This is a genomic window from Kitasatospora terrestris (assembly GCF_039542905.1).
GTDB lineage: Bacteria > Actinomycetota > Actinomycetes > Streptomycetales > Streptomycetaceae > Kitasatospora > Kitasatospora terrestris.
On sequence record NZ_BAABIS010000001.1, the window covers coordinates 8,040,825 to 8,064,329 of the forward strand.

The window sequence follows — 23,505 nt, forward strand, 5'->3', positions numbered from 1 at the left end:
GGGGTCGGCTCTAAGTTTCCCACAACATTCGGCAACTTGCTCGAAACATTCGAAAACGAGGCAGGGTATGAGTCCGAGATTCGTCGCCGTCGCCGCGACCACCGCACTTCTCCTGGGCATGGCCACCGCCTGCTCCTCCGGCGGGACCTCCGCCGACGGGGGCTCCGGGACGATCCACGTGATGGTCTACGGCGACGCCACCAACAAGGTCGAGAAGCAGATCGTCGAGACCTTCAACAAGACCTCCAAGGTCAAGGTCGTGCTGGACACCGTCCCCGGCGCGGACTACCAGCAGAAGCTGCAGACCGTGATCAACACCCCGCAGGCCCCCGACGTCTTCTTCAACTGGGGCGGCGGGTCCATCCAGCCGTTCGTCAAGGCCGACCTGCTGCTCCCGCTGGACGGGTTCATCGCCCAGGACCCCGGCCTGAAGGACAACTTCCTGCCGTCCGTCTTCAACTCGGCGGTGGTCGACGGCAAGCCGTACGGCGTGCCGATGCGCGGAACCCAGCCGGTGCTGCTCTTCCACAACAAGAAGGTGCTGGCCGACGCGGGCATCACCCCGCCGAAGACCTGGGACGAGCTGGTCGCCGACGCCAAGGCACTGAAGGCCAAGGGCGTCACCCCGATCGCCCTCGGCGGCGCGGACCAGTGGCCGACGCTGATGTGGTTCGAGTACCTCTACGACCGGATCGCCGGCCCCGGGCTCTTCCAGCGCGCGCTCGGCGGCGACCCGGCCGCCTGGGCCGGCGAGGACAGCCGCGCGGCCCTCGCCAAGCTCAAGGAGCTGGTCGACGCGGGCGCCTTCGGCACCACCTACGACTCGGTGAAGTTCACCGACGGCGGCTCCCCGGCCCTGGTGGCCAAGGGCAAGGCCGCGTTCGAGCTGATGGGCTCCTGGTACTACTCCACCCAGCAGGACGCCAACCCCGACTTCGCCAGGACCGGCCTCGGCTACACCGGCTTCCCGACCGTCGCCGGCGGCAAGGGCGACGCGGCCGACGTGGTCGGCAACACCAACAACTTCTACTCGGTGCTGAAGAAGACCAAGCACCCGGAGGCGGCCGCCGCCTTCCTCAAGCTGATGTACTCCGACGAGTTCGTGAAGGCGCAGCTGGCCATCGGCAACCTGCCGACCACCACCAACACCGCGAACTTCCTCGACACCGCCGCCAGCCCCGAGTACTCGAAGTACCAGTACGAGCTGGTCAAGGCCGCGCCCTCGTTCCAGCTCTCCTGGGACCAGGCCTACCCGCCGAGCGCCATCACCCCGATCCACGTCGCCGTCCAGCAGTTCTTCAACGGCAAGCTCGACGCGGACGGGTTCATCAAGGCCATGCAGGCCTTGTCGACGTCATGACGCGCGCCGGGCGGACCGGCGCGGGGGTGACCCGTCCGGGCTTCGCCTGGGCGGCGCCCGCCGCCGTGTTCTTCCTGCTGTTCGCGATCGTGCCGCTGCTGCTGGTCGCCGTCCTCTCCTTCACCAGCTGGGACGGCATCACCGACCCCCGCTTCAACGGCCTGGACAACTGGACCGGCCTGGCCCACGACCCGGTCATGCTCCAGTCGGTCGGCACCACCCTGCTGCTCACCGTCCTCGGCGTGGTCACCCAGACGCCGATCAGCATCCTGCTCGGCGTCTGGGCGGCCGGGCACCAGCGCAACCGGGCCGTGCTCTCGGCGATCTACTTCGTGCCGCTGCTGCTCTCGGCGACCGCCGTCTCGGTGGTGTGGCGGGCCGTCCTCGACCCCAACTTCGGAGTGCCCTCGCAGGCCGGCTGGCTGTTCGGCGACGGCAACCTGCTGGGCACCAGGGCCGGCGCGATCGGCGTGCTCACCTTCGTCGGCGTCTGGCAGTTCACCCCGCTGCACGCGCTGATCTACCAGGGCGGCGCCCGGGCGATCCCGCAGGTGCTCTACCAGGCCGCGGCGGTCGACGGCGCCGGTACCGTCCGGCAGTTCTTCCACATCACCCTGCCGCAGCTGCGCAACACCGTCATCACCTCCATGGTGCTGATGGTGGTCGGCGGGCTCACCACCTTCGACACGGTGCTGATCCTGACCCAGGGCGGCCCCGGCACCGACACCACCGTGAGTGCCTACTACATGTACCAGAAGGCCTTCAAGGGCTTCGACTTCGGCGCCGGCTCGGCGATCGCGCTGGTCCTGGTGGTGGTCGCCACCCTGATCTCGCTCGCGGTCGTCCGGCTCTCCGGCTACGACCGGATGCGCTCCTCGGCGGAGGGCCTGTGATGCGTCGACGCCCGAACTGGCTCGCCGGCCTCGGCTCGCTGGTGTGGCTGGCCCTGGTCGGCCTGCCGCTGTACGTGCTGCTGCTCGCCACCCTGCGCACCCGCTCCGACTACTCCACCGAGGGGCCGCTCTCCCTCCCCGCGGAGTGGACCTTCGACAACTACCTCACCGACCTGTCCAACGGCTTCGGCCAGGACTTCCTGAACACCCTGGTGGTCACCGCCAGCGTGGTCGCCATCGTGCTGCTGCTCGTCCCGCCGCTCGCGTACGCCATCGTGCGCGCCCGGGGGCGGACCACCGGGTGGGTGTTCCGGATGTTCCTGCTGGGTCTGGCGATCCCCGCGCAGGCGGTGATCGTGCCGATGTTCTACGTGATCAGCAAGGCCGGACTGTACGACCACCTGATCGGGGTGATCCTGCCGACCGCCGCCTTCTGCCTGCCCGTGTGCACGCTCGTGCTGACCGGCGCGATGCGCGACATCACCCCGGAGCTGTACGAGGCGATGGCGATGGACGGCGCCTCCCCGGCCCGGGTGTTCCGGCAGCTGGTGCTGCCGCTCTCCCGGGGCGGACTCTCCTCCGTCGTGGTGTTCGCCGCGCTCCAGGCGTGGAACGGCTTCCTCTTCCCACTGATCCTCACCCAGTCCGACGCCACCAAGGTGGTCACCCTCGGCCTGTACGAGTTCCAGACCGAGCACGGCGTCGACGTGCCCGGCCTGCTCAGTGCCGTGGTGCTGTCCATGCTGCCCATCTTCATCGTCTACCTGTTCGCCCGCCGCGCCCTGGTCCAGGGGCTGATGGGAGTCGGAGGAAAGTGAACGACCGTCAAGATCCCCCGCCCGCCTGGCGCGACACCGCGCTCGCGCCGTCGGAGCGCGCCGACGCCCTGATCGCGGAGATGACCCTGCCCGAGAAGCTCGCCCAACTGGTCGGCGTCTGGGTCGGCGCCAGCGACGAGGGCGGCGAGGTCGCCCCGCACCAGCACGAGATGGAGCAGCCGCCCGACCTCGACGAGCTGCTGCCGCACGGTCTCGGGCAGCTGACCCGCCCGTTCGGCACCGCCCCGGTCGACCCGGCGCTCGGCGCGCTGTCCCTGCAGCGCAGCCAGCAGCGGATCGCCGCCGCCAACCGCTTCGGCATCCCGGCGATCGCCCACGAGGAGTGCCTCGCCGGGTTCGCCGCCTGGGGCGCCACCGCCTACCCGGTGCCGCTGTCCTGGGGCGCCGCCTTCGACCCCGACCTGGTGCGGGAGATGGCCGCCGCGATCGGCCGCGACCTGCGGTCCGTCGGCGTCCACCAGGGCCTCGCCCCGGTGCTCGACGTGGTCCGCGACGCCCGCTGGGGCCGGGTCGAGGAGACCGTCGGCGAGGACCCGTACCTGGTCGGCACGGTCGCCACCGCCTACGTCCAGGGCCTGGAGTCCGCCGGGATCGTCGCCACCCTCAAGCACTTCGCCGGGTACTCCGCCTCCCGCGCCGGCCGCAACCTCGCACCGGTCAGCATGGGCGCCCGCGAACGGGCCGACGTCATCCTGCCGCCGTTCGAGATGGCCGTCCGCGAGGGCCGGCCCCGTTCGGTGATGCACGCCTACACCGACACCGACGGCCTCCCGTCGGCCGCCGACGAGGCGCTGCTCACCGGCCTGCTCCGGGACACCTGGGGCTTCACCGGCACCGTCGTCGCCGACTACTTCGGCATCGCCTTCCTCAAGGCGCTGCACGGCGTCGCCGAGGACTGGGCGGACGCCGCCGGCCTCGCCCTGGCCAGCGGCGTCGACGTCGAACTGCCCACCGTGAAGACCTTCGGAGCGCCCCTGCTGGACGCCGTCGCGTCCGGCGCCGTACCGGAGGCGCTGGTCGACCGGGCGCTGCACCGGGTGCTCGCCCAGAAGGCCGAACTCGGCCTGCTGGACCCGGACTGGAGCCCCGTGCCCGCCGTCCTCGCCGACGCCGACCCGGACGCGCCGAAGGAGCTGCGCGGGCGGGTCGACCTCGACCCGCCCGCGAACCGGGCGCTCGCCGAGCGGATCGCCGAGCAGGCCGTCGTCCTGCTGCGCAACGACGGCACCCTGCCGCTGCACCGCCCCGCCCGGATCGCCCTGATCGGACCGAACGGCGACGAGCCGACCGCCGTCCTCGGCTGCTACGCCTTCCCCGTGCACGTCGGCAGCCAGCACCCGAAGACCCCGCTGGGCATCGAACTCCCCACCCTGCGCGAATCGCTGGCCGCCGAGTTCACGGGCAGCGAGCTGTGGACCGTCCAGGGCGTGGCGGTCGACGGCGAGGACACCGCCGGCATCGCCGAGGCCGTCCGGGCCGCGCGCGCCGCCGACCTGGTGGTGCTCGCGCTCGGCGACCGCGCCGGACTCTTCGGCCGCGGCACCAGCGGCGAGGGCTGCGACGCGGCCTCCCTCGACCTGCCCGGACGGCAGCGCGAGCTGCTGGAGGCCGTGCTCGACACCGGCACCCCGGTGGTGGTCACCCTGCTCGCCGGCCGGCCCTACGCGCTGGGGCGGGCGGTGGAGGAGGCGGCGGCGATCGTCCAGTGCTTCTTCCCCGGCGAGGCCGGCACCCGGGCCCTCGCCGGGGTGCTCAGCGGCCGGGTCAACCCCTCCGGGCGGCTCCCGGTCTCCGTCCCCGCGCACCCCGGCGCCCAGCCGTCGAGCTACCTGGCCGCACGGCTCGGCCAGGCGAGCGAGGTGTCCAGCAGTGACCCGACGCCCGCCTACGGCTTCGGACACGGCCTCGGCTACACCGAGTTCACCTGGTCGGAGCTCACGGTGGAGACCGGGGAGACCGGCACCGACGGGGCCTTCCGGGTCGCCTTCGAGCTGCGCAACACCGGCGACCGGGCCGGCAGCGAGGTCGTCCAGCTCTACCTGCACGACCCGGTGGCGAGCGTGGTGCAGCCGGTCCAGCGGCTGGTCGGCTACCGGCGGATCGAGCTCGCCGCCGGCGCCCGCTGCCGGATCGCCGTCGAACTCCCCGCCGACACGGCCTCGTTCACCGGACGCGACGGCCGGCGGATCGTCGAACCCGGCGCCCTGGAGCTGCGCATCGCCGCCTCCAGCACCGACGCCCGGCTCACCGTGCCGCTGCGCCTGACCGGCCCCGTCCGCGCCGTCGACCACACCCGCCGGCTGCACCCGGCCGTCACCGTCGACCGACTCTGAGGAGACCCGCATGCACGGCGACCTGACCGAGGCCGAGCTGCACGCCTACCGCAGCAGCCAGCGCGAGCCCGCCGACCTGGACGCCTTCTGGGCCGGCACCCTCGCCGAGGCCCGCACCGCCGGCGGCGAGGTGCGGCTCGACCCGGTCAGGACCGGTCTGACCACCCTCGACACCTACGACCTGACCTTCCCCGGCTTCGCCGGCGAACCGGTCCGGGCCTGGCTGCGCCTGCCGCGCGGCGCGGCGGGCCCGCTGCCCGCCGTCGTCCAGTACGTCGGGTACGGCGGCGGGCGCGGCGACGCCCTGGAGAACCTGCTCTGGGCCTCGGCCGGCTACGCGCACCTGCAGATGGACACCCGCGGCCAGGGCTCCGGCTGGAGCCGCGGCGCCACCCCCGACTCCGGACCGGCCGGACCGCAGGCCCCCGGCATGATGACCCGCGGCATCACCGACCCGCACGGCTACTACTACCGGCGGCTGATCACCGACGCGGTCCGCGCGGTGGACGCCGCGCGCACCCTGCCCGCCGTCGACCCGGCGCGAGTCGCCGTCCTCGGCGCGAGCCAGGGCGGCGGCCTGGCCCTGGCGGCGGCCGGACTGCTGCCGGACCTGGCGGCGGTGGTGGCGCACGTGCCGTTCCTCTGCGACTTCCCCCGGGCCGTCACCGGCACCGACGCCTACCCGTACCGGGAGATCGCCGACTACCTGGCCGTCCACCGCGACGCCGAGGAGCGCGTGCACCGCACGCTCTCCTACGTCGACGGCGTGAACCTCGCCCGCCGGGCCGCCGCCCCCGCCCGGTTCTCCGCCGCCCTGATGGACGAGACCACCCCGCCCGCCACCGTGTTCGGCGCCTACCACGCCTACGCCGGGCCCAAGGAGATCACCGTCTGGCGGTACAACGGCCACGAGGCCGGGCAGGCCGACGACGACCGGGCCGCGCTGGAGTTCCTGGCGCGGCACCTCGCGCCGAAGGAGTGACGTGCCCCACGCCGTCAACCCGATCCTGCCCGGATTCCACCCCGACCCGTCGATCTGCCGGGTCGGCGAGGACTACTACCTGGTCAACTCCAGCTTCCAGTACTTCCCCGGCCTGCCGATCCACCACAGCCGCGACCTGGTCCACTGGCGGCCGCTCGGCCACGTCCTGGACCGGCCCGGGCAGCTGCCGCTCGACGGCGTCCGCCCGTCCGGCGGGCTGTACGCGCCCACCGTCCGGTACGCGCACGGCCGCTTCCACGTGGTCTGCACCCTGGTCGACGGCCTGCGGGAGAGCGGCACCTTCGTGGTCACCGCGGAGGACCCGGCCGGGCCGTGGTCCGACCCCGTCTGGCTGCCCGAGGCGCCCGGCTTCGACCCCGACCTCTTCGTCGACCCGGCCACCGGCCGCACCTGGCTGCTCGGCGCCCGCCCGGTGCCCGGCCTCGAACCCGAGGGACGCACCGAGATCTGGGCCCGCCCGATCGACCACGGCAGTTGGCGGTTCACGGGGGAGGAGCGGGTCCTGTTCCGCGGCGCCCTGGTCGACGCCCGCTGGGCGGAGGGCCCGCACCTGCTGCACCGCGACGGCTGGTACTACCTGCTGCTCGCCGAGGGCGGCACCGAGGAGCTGCACGCGGTGACCGTCGCCCGCAGCCGCTCGCTCGACGGGCCGTTCGAGAACTGCCCGCGCAACCCGCTGCTGACCCACCGCCACCTCGGGCCGGGCCAGGCCGTCACCGGTGTCGGCCATGCCGACCTGGTCGAGACTCCCGACGGGGACTGGTACGCGGTGGTGCTCGGCAGCCGTCCGTACGAGGGGCGGCACACCGCGCTCGGGCGGGAGACCTTCCTGGCCCGGGTCGCGTGGGCGGAGGACGGCTGGCCCGTGGTCAACCCGGGCGTCGGCCGGCTCCAGCAGCTCGTCCCGGTCGACCTGCCGGCGCACCCGTGGCCGGCGGGGGCCGAGGACCCGTCGGAGCTCGGGCCGCAGTGGTGCTGGGTGCGCACCCCGCGCCGGCGGATCCACCGGCTCGACCCGGCGTCGGGCGTCCTGCGCCTGGAGGCCGCCCCGGTCCCGCTCGCCGAACGCGGCAGCCCCTCCTTCATCGGCCGCCGCCTGCAGCACCACCGCTTCTCCGCCACCACCACCCTGCTCGGCCGCACCCCGCCGACGGCTGCCGGCCGGGCCGGCCTGGCCCTGCTCCAGGACGAGGACCACCACGTGCTGCTCACCGTCGGCGCCGGCGGTGCCCGGGCGACCGTGCGGTGCGCCGGGCGCGAGCGGGTGCTCGCCGAACTGCCGCTCCGGCCGGGGCCGGTGCGTCTCGCCGTCCGCGTCGACGGCCGGGACGGCGAGCTGCTCACCGCCCAGGGCGACGAGGGGTGGCGGCAGCTGGCCGCGTTCGACGCCCGGGTGCTCACCACCGCCACGGCGGGCGGTTTCACCGGTGCCCTGGTCGGTCTCCACGCGTACGGCGAGGCCGGCGGGCACGCCGACTTCGCCGGCTTCCACTACGGCGGTGACACTACTCACGTGTGACATGTCACGCAACACATAACTGAAAACTTCCAATCTATGCGTCATGCATGCAATGCAAGCCTTCGAGTGGATCGTGCAAGCCTCTTGACAGGGACTCACCCGGAAGCCCTCAATAGGCAACACGCTTCAACGGGTTCCAACATCACCGCCGTCCCCCACGGCCGCGGGCACCCCCACTCGAGAGGATCGACCGCGCATGCGTCGATTGGCCTGTGCACTGTCAGCACTGCTCGTCTCGGCCGGTACGGCCGTTGTCGTGCCGCCCGCCTTCGCGGCGCAGGCACCGGTGTCGCCATCGTCGGCGGCCGGGCCCTACGTGCTCGAAGCCGAGAGCATGGCGCTGACCAACTTCACCACCGAGACCGTCGACCACACCTGGAACAACACCCTGGTCGACCATGCCACCTACGCCAAGGGCGTGGCGGGGCAGACGAGTTCGGCCCGCTCCTCGTTCAGCGGCGTGGCCGGCACCTACGACCTGATCACCCGTTACAACGGCATGACCGCCAACGGGGTGACGTACAGGCTCACCGTCAACGGCACCCAGGTCGACAGCTGGGGGACCTCCCGGCGCTGGGGCACCGACTACACCGACCCCAAGAACATCGACACCCGCACCAGCAGCAAGGTCGACCTCAAGCCGGGCGACGTCATCGAGCTGACCGCCACCTCGGCAGGCGAGGTGCCGCGGGTCGACCGGATCACCGTGCAGAGCTGGGTCGGCGCGCCGACCAGCACGCTGACCATCAACTCGCCCAACACCACGCTGAACGACGGCTTCACCTGGGGCAAGAACCGCGCCCTCGGCATGACCTTCTACCCGGGCAACCCGATGATGGGTCACGAGCCCGAGTGGTGGCGCCTGCAGAACCCCGCGCACCCCACGGTGCAGCCCGGCTACTGGGGCGCCTACACCAACCGCGAGTCGTACTACAACCGGGACATCTCCCACCAGTCGGACGGCGCGCACATGCTCGGCCTCGATGCCGAGACCTTCAGCATGCTGAAGACCTTCGCCGCCGACGCCGACGACGCGGGCCAGAACGGCTGGCCGCTGTGGGCGCACAGCCCGACCGGCGCGATGTACTACATCGACGGCACCGGCTTCCGCGAGCTGCCCTCGCCGTTCAACGTGATGGCCAAGGCTTACAAGCAGTACCAGTGGACCGGCAACGCGGCGTGGATCAACGACCCGACGCTGTCCGCGTACTACGACTCCACCATGGGCTCGTTCCTGACCGGCCACGAGGTCAGGTGGAGCGACAACAATCCGGCCGACGACCAGCCGGTGTCGAAGAAGCAGGCGGGCGAGTACACCGCGACCTTCTTCGAGTTCCCCAACGAGAACCTGGTCTCCGCCGGCGACTCGCTCGGCTACCAGTACCAGTCGATGGTCGCCTACTCCGAGATCCTCAAGGCCAAGGGCGACTCCGCCGGCAGCGCCACCTGGGCCGACCGGGCGCAGCGCCTGCGCTCGTACTTCGAGGCCAACTGGTGGGACGCGGCGAACGGCCGCTACTACCGCGGCAAGGACGCGGCCGGCACCGGTTACAGCAGCTGGGGCCACGAGGCCAGCTTCCTGATGATGCTCACCGGCCTGGGCGACCACGGCCCGCGCACCGGCAACTACCTGGACTTCATCGCCGCCAACGACGACAACCTGAACGTCGAGGCGACCTCCTACCTGCCGGAGATGTACTACCAGTACAACCGCTCCGCGGAGGGCTGGTCCTGGCTGAAGAAGCTGATGACCGGTCGCGACAGCTACCCGGAGATCTCCTTCCTCGCCGTCAGCAGCGTCACCGACGGCATGATGGGCATCCAGCCGGACGCCCCGCACGGCAAGGTGGCCACCGTCTCCCGGCTGACCTCCGAGACCCCGTGGGTGGAGCTCGACCACGTCAAGGTCGGCGGCAACGACCTCAAGCTCAAGCACACCGGGACGACCGCGTCCACGCTGACCAACAACTCCGGTTCCACCATCAGCTGGGAAGCCCAGTTCTACGGCACCCCGTCCACGATCAAGGTCAACGGCGTCGCGCAGACCCCGCAGACGAAGACGCTGTACGGCCAGACCGTCTCCTACGTGACCGTGCCGGTCGCCGCCGGCGCGAGCGTCACCGCCGACGCCGGGGCGGTCGCGGCCGACACCACCGCCCCCAGCGCGCCGACCGGCCTCACCGCGAGCAACGTCACCGCCGGCAGCGTCGACCTGAAGTGGACCGCCTCGACGGACGACGTCGGCGTGAGCGGCTACACCGTCTACCGCGACGGCACCCAGGTCGGTACGGCGACCGGCACCTCCTTCACCGCCGGCGGGCTGACCGCCGGCACGGCGTACGCCTTCACGGTCAAGGCCGTCGACGCCGCCGGGAACGCCTCGGGGGCCAGCAACACCGCCACCGTCACCACCGGCGGCGGTGCCGGGCAGGGCACCGACCTGAGCGACCTGACCTGGTCGAGCGCGCGCAGCGACTTCGGTGCCGTCCGCAAGGACCTGAGCGTGGACGGGCGCGCGCTGAAGCTGAACGGCACGACGTACGCCAAGGGCATCGGCACGCACGCCAACGGCTCGATCACGTACGCGCTGAACGGCGGCTGGTCCCGGTTCCGTTCGGACGTCGGGGTGGACGACGAGGTGACCGCGAACGCGACCGTCCGGTTCGAGGTGTGGGGCGACGGGGTGAGGCTCTACCAGAGCCCGAGCGTGCTGACCCCGAGCAGCGCGACCCAGTCGATCGACGTGGACGTGACCGGGGTGAAGACCCTGGAGCTGCGGGTCACCGACGCGGGCGACGGCATCAACAGCGACCACGCCGACTGGGCCGGCGCCAAGCTGATCGCCAACGCGCCGACCGCCGTCAGCGACCTGACCTGGTCGAGCGCGCGCAGCGACTTCGGTAGCGTCCGCAAGGACCTGAGTGTCGACGGGCACGCGCTGAAGCTGAACGGCACCGCGTACGCCAAGGGCATCGGCACGCACGCCAACGGCTCGATCACCTACGCGCTGAACGGCGGGTACTCCCGCTTCCAGTCGGACGCGGGCGTGGACGACGAGGTGACCGCGAACGCGACCGTCCGGTTCGAGGTGTGGGGCGACGGGGTGAGGCTCTACCAGAGCCCGAGCGTGCTGACCCCGAGCAGCGCGACCCAGTCGATCGACGTGGACGTGACCGGGGTGAAGACCCTGGAGCTGCGGGTCACCGACGCCGGTGACGGCATCAACAGCGACCACGCCGACTGGGCGGGGGCCAAGCTGCTCCGGTAGCACCGAGCTGCCCGCGTACGGCGGGGCCGCGTCCTGGTGGACGTGGCCCCGCCGTCGTCGTTCCCCGGGAGGTCCGGTGTTCCCCCGATGTCTCGGTCGTCAGTGATCAGTGCGATGCGGGGCGGATCAGCCGCTCGTCGGGAACGACCGCGACGCCGAGGATCTCGATCATGGCCTCGGGCTGCCACAGGGCGGTCGTGCCGATGCCGGCCATCGCCGGGTAGACCGGGCCCGCCAGCTCGCGCCAGACCTCGCCGATCTCCTTGCCGTGCGCCTGGTAGTCGGGGATGTCGGTGAGGTAGAGGGTGACGGACACCAGGTCCTGCGGGATACCGCCCGCCTCCGCCAGGGTGGCGAGGACGTTCGAGAACGCCTGGCGGAACTGCTCGACGATGCCGCCCGGGACGATCCGCATGTCCCGGTCGAGGGCCGTCTGGCCGCCCAGGTGCAGGAGGTTGCCGCTGAGCGTGCCGTGCGAGTAGCCGCTGGGCCTCGGCAGCGAGGGGGGGTTGACCGGAACGGGGGCCGAGAAGGTCGCCATGGAGGACTCCTGCGCGTCGGATTCCGTCTGGGCGCCCACCGTAGCATCATCTATTGACACTGTTGTGACGGTCGCAGAAGTATTGAAACACCGCGGCACGGTCGGCCGTGCCGGACAGGAGGGAGACTCCCCATGCGCCTCGCCACCGTCGCCCACGCGGGCGGCACCAGCGCCGCGGTGCTCCGGGGAGAGGCCTGGCACGCGCTCCCCGCCGCCGACCTGTCGGCCTTCCTGCGCACCGCGCCCGCGGCGGCGGCGGCCGGCCTGGCCGGCGGGGCGATCGACGGCGCCGTGCCGGTGCTCCCGCTGCCCGCCCCCGGCAAGGTGGTCTGCTGCGGGCTGAACTACGCCGACCACATCCGCGAGACCGGACGCGAACTCCCGTCCTTCCCCACCCTGTTCGCCAAGTACGCCGACACCCTCACCGGCCCGCGGGACGACCTGGTCCTGCCGCGCGGCCTCCAAGTGGACTGGGAGGCCGAACTCGCCGTCGTGGTCGGCGCGACCCTGCGGCGGGCCGACCGGGCGGCGGCCCGGGCCGCGATCGCCGGATACACCGTGGCCAACGACATCTCGGTGCGCGACTGGCAGTACCGGACGCTGCAGTGGTTCCAGGGCAAGGCCTGGGACGGGTCCTGCCCGGTCGGCCCGGTGGTCGTCACCCCTGACGAGGTGGACCCGGCCGCCGGCCTGGACGTCCTCTGCCGGGTCAACGGCGAGGAAGTGCAGCGCGACAGCACCCGCACGCTGGTCTTCGACTCCGCCGAACTGCTCGCCTACGTCTCCACCTTCACCGTGCTGCGCCCCGGCGACCTGGTGCTCACCGGCACCCCCGGCGGCATCGGCGCGGCCCGCGACCCGCAGCGCTTCCTCTCCGACGGCGATCTCGTCGAGACGGAGATCCAGGGCATCGGCACGCTGCGCAACACCGTGCGCCTCACCGACTGACACCTCACCGACCGACGCCGCGCCGCCCGGCACCCCGGGCCGCCCGGCCCCCTGCACCACCCGGCACCGCAACTCGACCCATCCACGACGAGGAGCACCCATGGACCCCACCCCGGGCACCGCCGCCGACTACAGCTCGTACGTCCTCGACGGCGACAACTCGATGTACGCCACCGCGAGCGGCCTGGTGGTGCCGGTCGTCACCCGGGCCGGCACCGAGCCGGGTGACACCGGGCAGTCGGCCGGCGCCACCCGGATCTCCGGCATCAGCATCCAGCACACCCCGGCCACCCGGCTCTGGTTCGGCAAGGTGGGCAACGACGCCGGCTACCGCTCGGTGCCCCACCACCACGGTGAGGCGGAGACCGGTGGCTACGTGCTCTCCGGCCGCGCCCGGATCTACTTCGGCACCGGGTTCGAGGACTACATCGACCTCTCCGAGGGCGACTGGGTGTTCGTCCCGCCGTTCATGCCGCACGTCGAGTGCAACCTCGACCGGAACCGCCCGCTCACCTGGATGACCACCCGCACCCCGGAGAACATCGTGGTCAACCTCCCCGAGGTCCCGGACGCGGCCCTGCGCGACTGGCTGGAGCGGCCCTGATGACCGACACCACGTCCGAGTTCTTCAGCGCCGCGGTCACCCTCGCCCCCGCCGAACCCGAGCACTTCGACCTCGCGTTCACCGCGGTCACCCAGCCCTGCCCCTGGCCCAAGGCCTACGGCGGCGACCTGGTCGCCCAGGCGGCGGCCGCCGCGATGCGGTCGGTCGACGACGGCAAGTCGCTGCACTCCGTGCACTCGTACTTCATGCGCCCCGCCGAGATCGGCGAGGCGGTGCGCTACGAGGTGGAGCTGCTGCGCGACGGCCGCGGCTACGCCACCCGCCAGGTGCGCGGCTACCAGAACGGCAAGCCGCTCTACGTCTGCCTGGCCAACTTCGCGGCCGGCGAGCCCGGCGGCAGCTGGACGGCCCCCGCCCCCGACCTGCCGGGGCCCGAGGAGCTCCCCGCCTCCGCCGACTACCTCGCCGACCGCAGCGGCGGCACGATGACCGACGGCTCCAGGGCCTACTGGTCCTCCGGGCGCAGCTTCGACATGCGGCACGTGCCGGGGCCGGTCTACCTGGAGGTCGACGGCGGCCGGGCGCCCCACCAGGCCGTCTGGGTACGGCCGTTCGACGCGCTGCGGCCCGTGGACGGGCTCACCGACCCGCAGCGCGACGCCGCCGCCCTGGCCTACGTCTGCGACTACACCATCCTGGAGCCGGTGCTGCGGGTCCTCGGCCTGGCCTGGGCCGGGCCCGGCCTGGTCACCGCCAGCCTCGACCACGCGATGTGGCTCCACCGCGCACCCCGGCCCGGCGACCTGGACGGCTGGCTGCTGTACGCCCAGCAGGCGGTGGCCGCGGAGTCCGGCCGCGGGCTCGCCGAGGGCCGCTTCTTCACCCCCGACGGCGTCCACCTGGCCACCGTCCTGCAGGAGGGAATGATCCGCGCCGCCCTCCCGGGAGGTGCCGGATGACCCTCTCGCCCTCCGGGTTCAGCGACGGCTTCGCCCGCGACCACCTGCCCCCGGCCGAGCGGTGGCCGGTGCTGGAGTTCACCACCGAGCTGCTGCACCACCCCGAGCGCCTCAACGCGGCCGTCGAACTGCTCGACCGCCAGGCCGCGGAGCTCGGCCCCGACCGGCCCGCGCTGCGCACGCCCGGCGGCGAGACGTGGACCTACGGCGAGCTCCTGCGGCGCTCCTGCCAGGTCGCCCAGGTGCTCACCGAGGACCTGGGCCTGGTGCCCGGCAACCGGGTGCTGCTGCGCTCGCCCAACAACCCCTGGACGGTGGCGGCCTGGCTCGGCGTGCTGCGGGCCGGCGGCATCGCCGTCACCACCATGGCCGCGCTGCGCGCCCGCGAGCTGGGGCCGATCGTGGAGAAGACCCGGCCCGCGATCGCCCTGGTCGACCACCGCTTCCTCGACGTGGTGCACGAGGTCCGCGCGAGCGCCGCACCGGAGATGGCGGTGGTGGCCTACGGCGGAGACGGTGAGGACGACCTGACCCGGCGGGCCGCCGCCAAGTCCGGCGGGTTCACCGCGGTGGACACGGCGGCCGACGACGTGGCGCTGTTCGGGCCCACCTCCGGCACCACCGGCACGCCCAAGATCACCGTGCACTTCCACCGCGACCTGCTCTCCATCGACAACACCTTCGGCAAGTGCACGCTGCGGCTGGTCCCCGACGACCTGGTGGCCTGCACCGCGCCGCTGGCCTTCACCTTCGGCCTGGGCATGCTGGTCGTCTTCACCCTGCGGGCCGGCGCCTGCGCGCTGCTGACCGAGTCCGCGACGCCCGCGGAGCTGGCCCGGCTGGTCGCCGACCACGGCGTGACGGTGCTGGCCACCGCGCCGACCGCCTACCGGCAGATCGCCAAGTCCGGTCTGGTGCACCGGCTCTCCGGGCTGCGCCGGGCGGTGAGCGCGGGCGAGCACATCCCCCGGGAGGTCTGGGAGCGACTGCGCGACGAGATCGGGCTCCGGGTGGTGGACGGCATCGGCGCCACCGAACTGCTGCACATCTTCATCTCCGCCTCCGGCGACGAGATCCGCCCCGGGGCGACCGGCCGCCCCGTCCCGGGCTTCCGCGCCGCGGTCCTCGGCCCGGACGGCGAGGAGCTCGGCCCGGGCGAGGAGGGCCGGCTCGCGGTGATCGGCCCGGTCGGCTGCCGCTACCTGGACGACGACCGGCAGGCGGACTACGTGGTCAACGGCTGGAACCTCACCGGCGACACCTTCACCCGCGACGAGGACGGCTACTTCTGGTACCGGGCGCGCAGCGACAACATGATCGTCTCCGCCGGCTACAACATCGCCGGCCCCGAGGTCGAGGCCGCCGTCGACACCCACCCGGACGTCCTGGAGTCGGCGGTGGTGGCCGCCCCCGACCCCGAACGAGGCTCGGTGGTCTGCGCGTTCGTGGTGCTGCGCGAGGGCGCCACCGGCGACCCGGCCACGGCCAGGAAGATCCAGGACCACGTCAAGCAGCAGCTCGCCCCGTACAAGTACCCGCGCCGGATCCGGTTCGTCGACGCGCTGCCGCGCAACCCCAGCGGCAAGCTCCAGCACTTCAAGCTCCGCCGGATCGTCGCGCAGGAGGAGGGAACGCCATGAGGATCGCCGTGGTCGGCGGCGGCCCCGGAGGACTGTACTTCGCCGCCCTGATGAAGCAGTTGGACCCCGCGCACCGGGTGACGGTCTGGGAGCGCAACGCCCCCGACGACACCTTCGGCTTCGGCGTCGTCTTCTCCGACGAGACGCTCAGCGGCATCGGCAACGCCGACGACGCCGTGCACGCCGCGATGGAGGAGCGCTTCGCCCGCTGGACCGACATCGACATCGAGGTCGACGGCCACCGCCGCACCGTCGGCGGGCAGGGCTTCGCCGCGATGGGCCGCAAGGACCTGCTGCAGATCCTGCAGCGGCGCGCCGCCGAACTCGGCGTCGAGGTCCACTACCGGAGCGCGGCGCCGGACGTCGACGAGCTGCGCCGCGGCCACGACCTGGTGCTGGCCGCCGACGGCGCGCACTCGGCCGTCCGGGCGAAGTGCGCGGACGTCTTCCGCCCGACGCTGGACCGGCGCCGCAACAAGTACATCTGGCTAGGCACCGATCTGGTCTTCGAGGCGTTCCAGTTCTTCGTCAAGCAGACGGAGTGGGGCACCATGCAGATCCACGGCTACCCGTACTCCGCCTCCCGCTCGACCTTCATCGTCGAGATGCACGAGGACGTCTGGCGGCGGGCCGGGTTCGACCGCGGCGAGGACCGGCCGCTCGCGCCGGGCGAGTCCGACGCCGACGCGGTCGCCCGGATCGCCGAGATCTTCGCCGAGGAGCTGGCGGGCCACCGGGTCCTCACCAACAACTCCAAGTGGCTCGAGTTCACCACCGTGCGCAACGAGCGCTGGTACGACGGGAACGTGGTGCTGCTCGGCGACGCCGCGCACACCGCGCACTTCTCGGTCGGCTCGGGCACCAAGCTCGCCATGGAGGACGCGCTGGCGCTGGCGGCCTGCCTGCACGAGCACCCGACGGTGGCCGGGGCGCTGGAGGCGTACCAGGCCGAGCGCAAGCCGGTGGTGGAGTCGACCCAGCGGGCCGCGCAGGCCTCGCTGGAGTGGTTCGAGGACATCGGCATGTACGTGGGCCAGGAGCCGGCCCAGTTCGTCTTCAACCTGCTCACCCGCTCGCGCCGGATCACCTTCGAGAACCTCAAGGAGCGCGACGCCGAGTTCGCCGCGCTGCTGGAGGAGGAGTTCGCCCGGAGCGAGCGGGCCCCCGGGCCGGCCCCGGCGATGTTCCAGCCGGTCCGGATCGGCGCGCTGGAGCTGAAGAACCGCGTCGTCGTCTCGCCGATGGACATGTACTCCGCCGTGGACGGCGTGCCCGGAGACTTCCACCTGGTCCACCTCGGCTCCAAGGCGCTCGGCGGCGCGGGCCTGGTGATGAGCGAGATGGTCTGCGTCTCCCCGGAGGGCCGGATCACCCCGGGCTGCCCGGGCCTGTGGAACGACCGGCAGCTGGACGCCTGGCGGCGGGTCACCGCCTTCGTGCACGAGAACACCTCGGCGCGGATCGGCCTGCAGCTCGGCCACTCCGGGCGCAAGGGCTCGACCCGGCTGATGTGGGAGGGCATGGACGAACCGCTGGCGGACGGCAACTGGGAGGTGGTCGGGCCGTCCCCGCTGCCGTACGGGCCGGGCTGCCACGTCCCGCGCGAGGCCGGCCGCGCGGACCTGGACCGGGTGGTCGCCGACTTCGTCGCCGCCGCGCGGCGCGGGGTGCGGGCCGGCTTCGACCTGGTCGAGGTGCACGCCGCCCACGGCTACCTGCTCTCGTCCTTCCTGTCGCCCGTCGCCAACCGGCGCACCGACGCGTACGGCGGCTCCCTGGAGAACCGGCTGCGCTTCCCGCTGGAGGTCTTCGACGCGGTGCGCGCCGCCGTCCCCGCCGAGGTCCCGGTGACCGTCCGGATCTCGGCGACCGACTGGGTGCCCGACGGCAACACCGGCGAGGACGGCGTCGCGATCGCCCGGGCGTTCGTCGAGCACGGCGCGGCCGCGATCGACGTCTCCACCGGCCAGGTCACCCAGGACGAGAGGCCCGCCTACGGACGCTCGTACCAGACGCCGTTCGCCGACCGGATCCGCCACCGGGTGGCCGGGCCGGCCGGCGTGCCGGTGATCGCGGTCGGGGCGATCTCCTCCTACGACGACGTCAACTCGATCCTGCTCGCGGGCCGCGCCGACCTGTGCGCGCTCGGCCGCACCCACCTGTACGACCCGCAGTGGAGCCTGCACGCGGCCGCCGAACAGGACTACCGGGGCCCGGGCGCCGAATGGCCGGCCCCCTGGCGGGCGGGCCGCCGCAAGCCGCCCGCCGCCCGCACCGACCGCGTCCCGCCCCGGCTGGCGCTGCTGCGCGAGGGCACCCCGCGGACCACGCACCTGCGCTGGACGCCGGACCCGACCGCCGTACGATCATCCGAGGAGCGTCCGCCATACTCGACGGGATGAGCGAGACGACGGACACCCGGCCCACCGCAGGACGCCGATCCAGGACCGTGCTGGTGACCTTCCTCGGCGCCGTCGTCCGCAGGATGGGCAACTGGATGCCGATCGCCGGCACCGTCGACCTGCTCAGCCAGGCGGGCCTGGACGCCGCCAGCGTCCGCACCGCGGTCTTCCGGCTCAAGAAGCGCGGCTGGCTGGAGCCGGAGACCCGGGCGGGCGTGCGCGGCTACGCGCTCACGCCCGTCGCCCTGGAGGCGCTGGCCGTCGGCGACGAGGTGATCTGGCACGCCCGCCAGGCCGCCGACCTGGGCGACGGCTGGTGCCTCGTCAACTTCTCGGTGCCGGAGTCCGCCCGCGCCAAGCGCCACCAGCTGACCGCCCACCTGGCCTCGCTCGGCTTCGGCAACATCGGCTCCGCCGTGTGGATAGCGCCCGCCCGGCTGCTGCCGGCCGCCCAGCGCGCCATCGGCGAACTGGACCTGACCGAGCAGTGCGCCGTCTTCGTCGGCGACCACGTCGCCGGCCAGGACCTCCCGGCCATGGTCCGCAAGGGCTGGGACCTCGACGAGATCGACCGCCGCTACCGCGCCTTCACCGAGCAGCACGCGACGGCCGCCGACCGGCTCGCCGGGGCCGCGTTCGTCGACGGCCGGGAGGCCTTCGTCGGCTACCTCGCGGTGGTCGACGACTGGCGCAAGCTCCCCTTCCGCGACCCCGGGCTGCCGCCCGAGGTCCTGCCCGCGGACTGGGCCGGCCCCGCCGCCGCCCGGCTCTTCGAACGGCTGGTCACCCTCCTGGAGGGCCGCGCCCTGGCCCACGCCGCCCCGGCCTGGTCGGCCCAGCCCCGCCGCCCGGACCCGGCCGAGGCCTGAGCCCCGCCAACGCTCGAGCCCTGCCAACGCTCGAGCCCTGCCAACGCTCGAGCCCTGCCAACGCTCGAGCCCTGCCAACGCCTGGGCCCCGCTAACCGCGGGGCCCTCGTTCCGCCGCGCCCTGCTCCTCGCCGGCCGGCTCCTCCGGGTCCTCGAACTCGACGTCGACGCGCTGCTCGGGGCGCCGCTCCTCCTGCTGCGCGATCGACCCGAGGACCTCCTCGTCCGCCTCGGTCAGCGGCGGCTGCAGGAGGCTGCGCGGCCACAGCCGCCGGTGCAGCACCACATTGGTCTCCGCGGCGTACACCGTGATCTGCGCGGTCAGGTACAGCCACCAGAGCAGGCCGATCACGGTCGCGAAGAACCCGTAGACCGCGGTGGTGTGCCGCAGCTGGTGCGCCACCAGCAGGGCGCCGAAGGCCTGCAGCACGGTGAACAGGGGACCGGCGACCACGCACCCCGGCAGCAGCGCCCGGCTCGGCACCTCCTTGGGGGTGAGGATGCGGAAGCAGGCCAGGCACAGCGCCGTGTTGAGGACGGCCGACAGGAGCAGGCCGCCGATCCGGGCGGCGGGCCCGCCGAGGGTCGTCGCCACCAGGGTCGCGGCGCCGGTGGCGAGCAGCAGGCCGACGGCGAGCGTGGCGAACAGCAGCAGGCTGCGGACCAGGCGCGGGAAGTAGCCGGGGCGGACCACCCCGGGCACGTTCCAGACCTCCGCCATGGTGTGCTGCAGCACCTGCGCGACCCCGAGGGCGCCGTACAGCATGCCGAGCAGGGCGACCACGAGGGCCAGGCCGCTGCCCTGGACGGTGTGGACGTTGCCGCGCAGCTGGTCGCCGATCACGGGGAAGTCGGCGAGCGCGGAGTCGACGACGGCCTGCTGGGCGTCGGGGTGGCCGTGCAGGACGAAGCTGAGCACGGTGCTCAGCAGGAGCAGCAGCGGGATCAGGGCGACGAAGCCGTAGTAGGTGATCAGTGCCGCCAGCAGCCCGCCGCGGTCGTCCCCGTACTTCTTCGCCACCCCGACCACCATGCCCGGGGCGGTGTGGCGCCGCTGCGTGCGGTCGAGGCCGCGCAGGGCCCGTTCGAAGGGATTCATCCGGCCCTCCTCCGATCACCGATCTCGCCGATCCGTTCCCACCTCTGCTCCTGGCTGGCCCGGGTGCCCGGGAAACCTGCCGGGCCCGGCGCCGCGGCGGGGGCGCCGGGGCTCGATTGCCGGTGCCCGGGGCCGGGGCTACGGTGAGGGCGACAGGGCAGGTGATCGTCTTGACCGAGGGCTTCGACGCCGCCGGGCGCCCCCACCTGGACCGCCGCCGCACCGGAGGCCGCCCTGGACCCCGGCACCGGCTGGGGCGCCCTCGAACGCCGCTTGCGCGCCCGCGCCGACGACCCCTCCAGGGAACGGGCCGCCCACCCCGCTCCCCGACGGCACCCTCGGCCCCGCACAGGAACCCTGGCTCGCGCTGCTGCGCGACGGCCGGCTCCCCGACGCCGACCCCGACTCGTACCAGACCGACCCGGCCTGGGAACCGCTGCTGAGCCGAGCCGGCGGCTGGCTCGCCCCGACCTGCACCTCGGCGTCCTGGGGGCCGCCCGCGACGACCTGGACGGCGCCCCGGGTCGCCTGGACCGACTCCCTGAACTCCCGCCCCACCAGCTGGGCCTGGCGCAACCTCAGCGCTCCTGCAGCCACCGCGAGCAGTGGCCGCAGGCCGTCGACGCGTACCTGCACGCCCGGGAACTCGCCCCCGACAGCCTCCCGCTGCTCCGCGAGACGGTCACCGTCCTGCTCGCCGTCGGCCGGCCCGAGCTCGCCCTGCGGCACCTCGACGCCCGGCGGGCCGAGGGGGCCGGCGGGAGCGACGGGCGGCTGCGCATGCTGGAGGCGCGCGCCGCCCTCGCGGTCGGCGACCGTGAACGCTTCGACGCCCTCCTCGACGGCGGCATCGAGGTGGCCAACCTGCGCGAGGCGGGACCTCGCTCAGCGACCTCCGGCGGCAGCACCGCGCGGACGTCCCCGTCCCGCGCCACTACGACTTCGTCATGCAGCCCGGCGACGCCTGATCCGGCCTGGCGCCGACCGGCTGAGCCGGCGTCATGCTCGCCCGAACAGGCCGCCGCGCTGGCGGCGGCGCGGGGTGCTTGCTTGGGTGGTCGTTGTCGTGCCCGCGTACCGGTGGGTGCGCGCCTGGCGTGCCGGCGACCCGGGAGAGGGCCATGTGCGACTGCGGATCGTCAACCTCCGAGTTCGGTGCGCGGCCCGACGGCGCCGACCCCCTCCCGCCCGACGTCCCCGACGCCCCGGTGATCACCACCGAGCGCGGGCCGGCCGCCGCCGGGGACGCTCCGACGGAGAGGAGTTGCGACCCGGAGCTGCCGCACGGCTGCTACACGGTGACGATCCGTCCGCGACAGCCCGGCGCCCGCCCGCTGGTCGGCACCCTGCGGGTCGACCGGAGGGCACCGGCCGCCGGGCCGGACGGACTGATCGTCAGCGGCGACCTCTACCGCCGGCCCGCGGTGGAACCGGCCCCTGCCGCCCCTGCCGCCCCTGCCGCCCCTGCCGCCCCTGCCGCCCCTGCCGCCCCTGCCGCCCCTGCCGCCCCGGGCGGCTCGGTCGCGGCGGCGGTGAGCCGGGCCGTCCGTCCGTCCGACCTCCTGCCGCCGGCCATCCCCGTCCACCCGCGCAACCGCTACCACGCCTACCTCAGCGGCACCCGGCTGCAGGTGCTGCCGGCGCCCACCGCCGACGGGTCGGGGTGCCAGGTCTCGCTGAGCGTCGACGAGTTCCGCTACACCCAGCCGACCGGCGGCTCCTTCCGGGGGGCGTTCCCGCACTCGCCCAGCCGCTACCTGCGGTTCGTCCTCCACCGGGTGCACGACTCGCGGTACGAGGGCCGGGTGATGCAGGGCGGCGCGGAGGTGGGCACGGTGAGCCTGACCCGGGTCTCGGACTTCCTGCGCCGGGCCGTCCTGGAGATCGACACCGTCGCGGGGGCCGTCGCGCCCCGGCCGGTGCCCCGCGCCGACGGCACCGGGACGGAGTACTTCGACACCATCTACGCCACCGCCGGCTGGGAGCTGGTCGTCGACCGGTCCGAGTCGCAGACGGACCTCCCGCCGCCGCCCGGCACCGACCCGCACGCCCGCTGGACCAGCGCCGCCATGCACGCCGCGATGACGGCCGCCCGCAAGCCCGGCACCGACCTCGACGCCGAGTGGCGCACCCACCTCCTGGTCGTCCCGGCCGCCCTCGGCTGCGACCGCGGCAAGATGTACGACATGGGCATCGGGGTGCCCCGGGAAGGGGCCGCGACCTTCAGCGACGACGGCTACCCGACCGCCGACTCGCCGTTCTTCGGCGCCGCCGAGAACCGGCTCCAGCGTGACGTCCCCCGCGCCTACCTCCGGTCCGCCATGCACGAGGTGACCCACGCGTTCAACCAGGTCCACACCCCCGAGGGCCTCGCCGACAACTCGATCATGACGCCGACGCCCACGGTCGCCCGGGTGCTGGGCGGGCCCGACAGCGGAGCGCCCGGCGTCTTCCCGGACCAGATCGAGCTTGCGTTCGACGCCGTCGTGCGCAACCGCCTCGCCCACCTGCCCGACCCGGTCGTCCGCCCGGGCGGCTGGCCGTTCGACTCCTGGCGCTCCGCCGGGGCCCCGCAGGCGTCCGACCGCAACCTCTTCCACCAGGACGAGCTGCGCTTCGAGGTCTCCGCCGAGGCCGAGCGGGTGCCCCTGGGCGCTCCCGTCACCGTCACCTGGCGGCTGACCAACACCTCCGGCGCCGAATTGGCGGTCCCCACCGGCCTCCGCCTGGAGGCGCTGTTCGCCACCATGTCCTGCCGGGACGAGAGCCGCACGGAACGGCCGGTCCGACCGTCGGAGATCAGCTGCGACAACGCCGCCCTCGCACCGCTGGCGCCCGGCGCCTCGCGGGAGGCGTCCCACCGGGTGTTCTGGAGCTCCGAGGGCTTCGCGCTGGAACGGCCCGGCCGGCACGCGGTGACCGTGACGGTCGGCTGGTCCGCGGGCGGTGTGCCCGTCGGGGTGACCGGCAGCTGCGAGCTCTGGGTCGACTGGCCCACCTCGGACGCGGAGAACCGCGACGCCGCCCTCGTCCTGCACCCCGAGGTCGGCCACTGGGTCGCCCTCGGCGGGGCACCCCACCTGGAGGCCGCCGCCGAACGGCTGCGCGCGCTGGACGGCCGCGCCGCGGTCGCCGGGGCGGAGGCCTCGCCGGGCGAGCTCTCGCGGGTGGCGCAGGCGTTCCGGCGGCACGGGCTGATGCCCGGGCAGGACGGCTGATGTCCGGGGGCGGCTGATGTCCGGGCGGGACGGCTGACCGTTCAGCGGA

The 23,505-nt window shown here is 73.4% G+C and carries 16 protein-coding genes; 14 read left to right on the plus strand and 2 right to left on the minus strand.

Annotated elements, in window-relative coordinates; translation table 11 throughout:
* Positions 1-67 precede the first annotated feature (67 nt).
* The 7 genes from ABEB06_RS36635 to ABEB06_RS36665 all read left to right on the plus strand — a co-directional run bounded on the left by ABEB06_RS36635 (position 68) and on the right by ABEB06_RS36665 (position 11,215).
* Complete coding sequence (locus ABEB06_RS36635) at positions 68-1,360, plus strand: ABC transporter substrate-binding protein (RefSeq protein ID WP_345701260.1); 1,293 nt, start codon at positions 68-70, stop codon at positions 1,358-1,360.
* Complete coding sequence (locus ABEB06_RS36640; RefSeq protein WP_345701261.1) at positions 1,357-2,253, plus strand: carbohydrate ABC transporter permease; 897 nt, start codon at positions 1,357-1,359, stop codon at positions 2,251-2,253. Before ABEB06_RS36635 ends, ABEB06_RS36640 begins: the two co-directional genes overlap by 4 nt.
* Positions 2,253-3,071, plus strand: a complete 819-nt coding sequence (locus ABEB06_RS36645; RefSeq protein ID WP_345701262.1) for a carbohydrate ABC transporter permease — start codon at positions 2,253-2,255, stop codon at positions 3,069-3,071. The genes ABEB06_RS36640 and ABEB06_RS36645 overlap by 1 nt, the downstream gene beginning before the upstream one ends.
* Before the next feature lie 80 nt (positions 3,072-3,151).
* Positions 3,152-5,425, plus strand: a complete 2,274-nt coding sequence (locus tag ABEB06_RS36650) for a beta-xylosidase/alpha-l-arabinosidase (RefSeq protein WP_345702103.1) — start codon at positions 3,152-3,154, stop codon at positions 5,423-5,425.
* 10 nt (positions 5,426-5,435) lie between these two features.
* Entirely contained in the window at positions 5,436-6,407 is a 972-nt protein-coding gene (locus ABEB06_RS36655; RefSeq protein ID WP_345701263.1) for an acetylxylan esterase, read from the plus strand.
* A 1-nt stretch (position 6,408) separates the two neighbouring features.
* Positions 6,409-7,947 carry a glycoside hydrolase family 43 protein gene (locus ABEB06_RS36660; RefSeq protein ID WP_345701264.1) on the plus strand — a complete coding sequence of 513 codons (1,539 nt, stop codon included), beginning with the start codon at positions 6,409-6,411 and terminating at the stop codon, positions 7,945-7,947.
* A 256-nt stretch (positions 7,948-8,203) separates the two neighbouring features.
* Complete coding sequence (locus tag ABEB06_RS36665) at positions 8,204-11,215, plus strand: NPCBM/NEW2 domain-containing protein (protein ID WP_345701265.1); 3,012 nt, start codon at positions 8,204-8,206, stop codon at positions 11,213-11,215.
* 106 nt (positions 11,216-11,321) lie between these two features.
* Here ABEB06_RS36665 and ABEB06_RS36670 read toward each other — a convergent pair whose 3' ends face one another.
* Positions 11,322-11,756 (minus strand): RidA family protein, encoded by a 435-nt coding sequence (locus tag ABEB06_RS36670; RefSeq protein WP_345701266.1) that lies wholly within the window; start codon positions 11,754-11,756, stop codon positions 11,322-11,324.
* 132 nt (positions 11,757-11,888) lie between these two features.
* On the opposite strand from ABEB06_RS36670, the gene ABEB06_RS36675 reads away from it, so the two are divergent.
* From ABEB06_RS36675 to ABEB06_RS36700, 6 genes are all read left to right on the plus strand, one after another.
* A complete protein-coding gene (locus tag ABEB06_RS36675) occupies positions 11,889-12,704 on the plus strand; it encodes a fumarylacetoacetate hydrolase family protein (protein ID WP_345701267.1) in 816 nt (271 codons plus the stop codon).
* 100 nt (positions 12,705-12,804) lie between these two features.
* A complete protein-coding gene (locus tag ABEB06_RS36680) occupies positions 12,805-13,308 on the plus strand; it encodes a cupin domain-containing protein (protein ID WP_345701268.1) in 504 nt (167 codons plus the stop codon).
* Positions 13,308-14,228, plus strand: coding sequence for an acyl-CoA thioesterase (locus ABEB06_RS36685; RefSeq protein WP_345701269.1), 921 nt, complete (start codon positions 13,308-13,310; stop codon positions 14,226-14,228). Before ABEB06_RS36680 ends, ABEB06_RS36685 begins: the two co-directional genes overlap by 1 nt.
* On the plus strand, positions 14,225-15,868 hold the full coding sequence (locus tag ABEB06_RS36690) for an AMP-binding protein (protein ID WP_345701270.1): 1,644 nt from the start codon (positions 14,225-14,227) through the stop codon (positions 15,866-15,868). Before ABEB06_RS36685 ends, ABEB06_RS36690 begins: the two co-directional genes overlap by 4 nt.
* Positions 15,865-18,270 carry a bifunctional salicylyl-CoA 5-hydroxylase/oxidoreductase gene (locus tag ABEB06_RS36695; protein ID WP_345701271.1) on the plus strand — a complete coding sequence of 802 codons (2,406 nt, stop codon included), beginning with the start codon at positions 15,865-15,867 and terminating at the stop codon, positions 18,268-18,270. Before ABEB06_RS36690 ends, ABEB06_RS36695 begins: the two co-directional genes overlap by 4 nt.
* On the plus strand, positions 18,267-19,139 hold the full coding sequence (locus tag ABEB06_RS36700; RefSeq protein ID WP_345701272.1) for a PaaX family transcriptional regulator: 873 nt from the start codon (positions 18,267-18,269) through the stop codon (positions 19,137-19,139). The genes ABEB06_RS36695 and ABEB06_RS36700 overlap by 4 nt, the downstream gene beginning before the upstream one ends.
* Positions 19,140-19,230: 91 nt before the next feature.
* Here the strand turns inward: ABEB06_RS36700 and ABEB06_RS36705 are convergent, their stop codons facing one another.
* Entirely contained in the window at positions 19,231-20,238 is a 1,008-nt protein-coding gene (locus ABEB06_RS36705) for a YihY/virulence factor BrkB family protein (RefSeq protein WP_345701273.1), read from the minus strand.
* A gap of 1,121 nt (positions 20,239-21,359) precedes the next feature.
* Here ABEB06_RS36705 and ABEB06_RS36710 point away from each other — a divergent pair.
* Positions 21,360-23,456, plus strand: a complete 2,097-nt coding sequence (locus ABEB06_RS36710) for a hypothetical protein (protein ID WP_345701274.1) — start codon at positions 21,360-21,362, stop codon at positions 23,454-23,456.
* Positions 23,457-23,505: the final 49 nt, after the last annotated feature.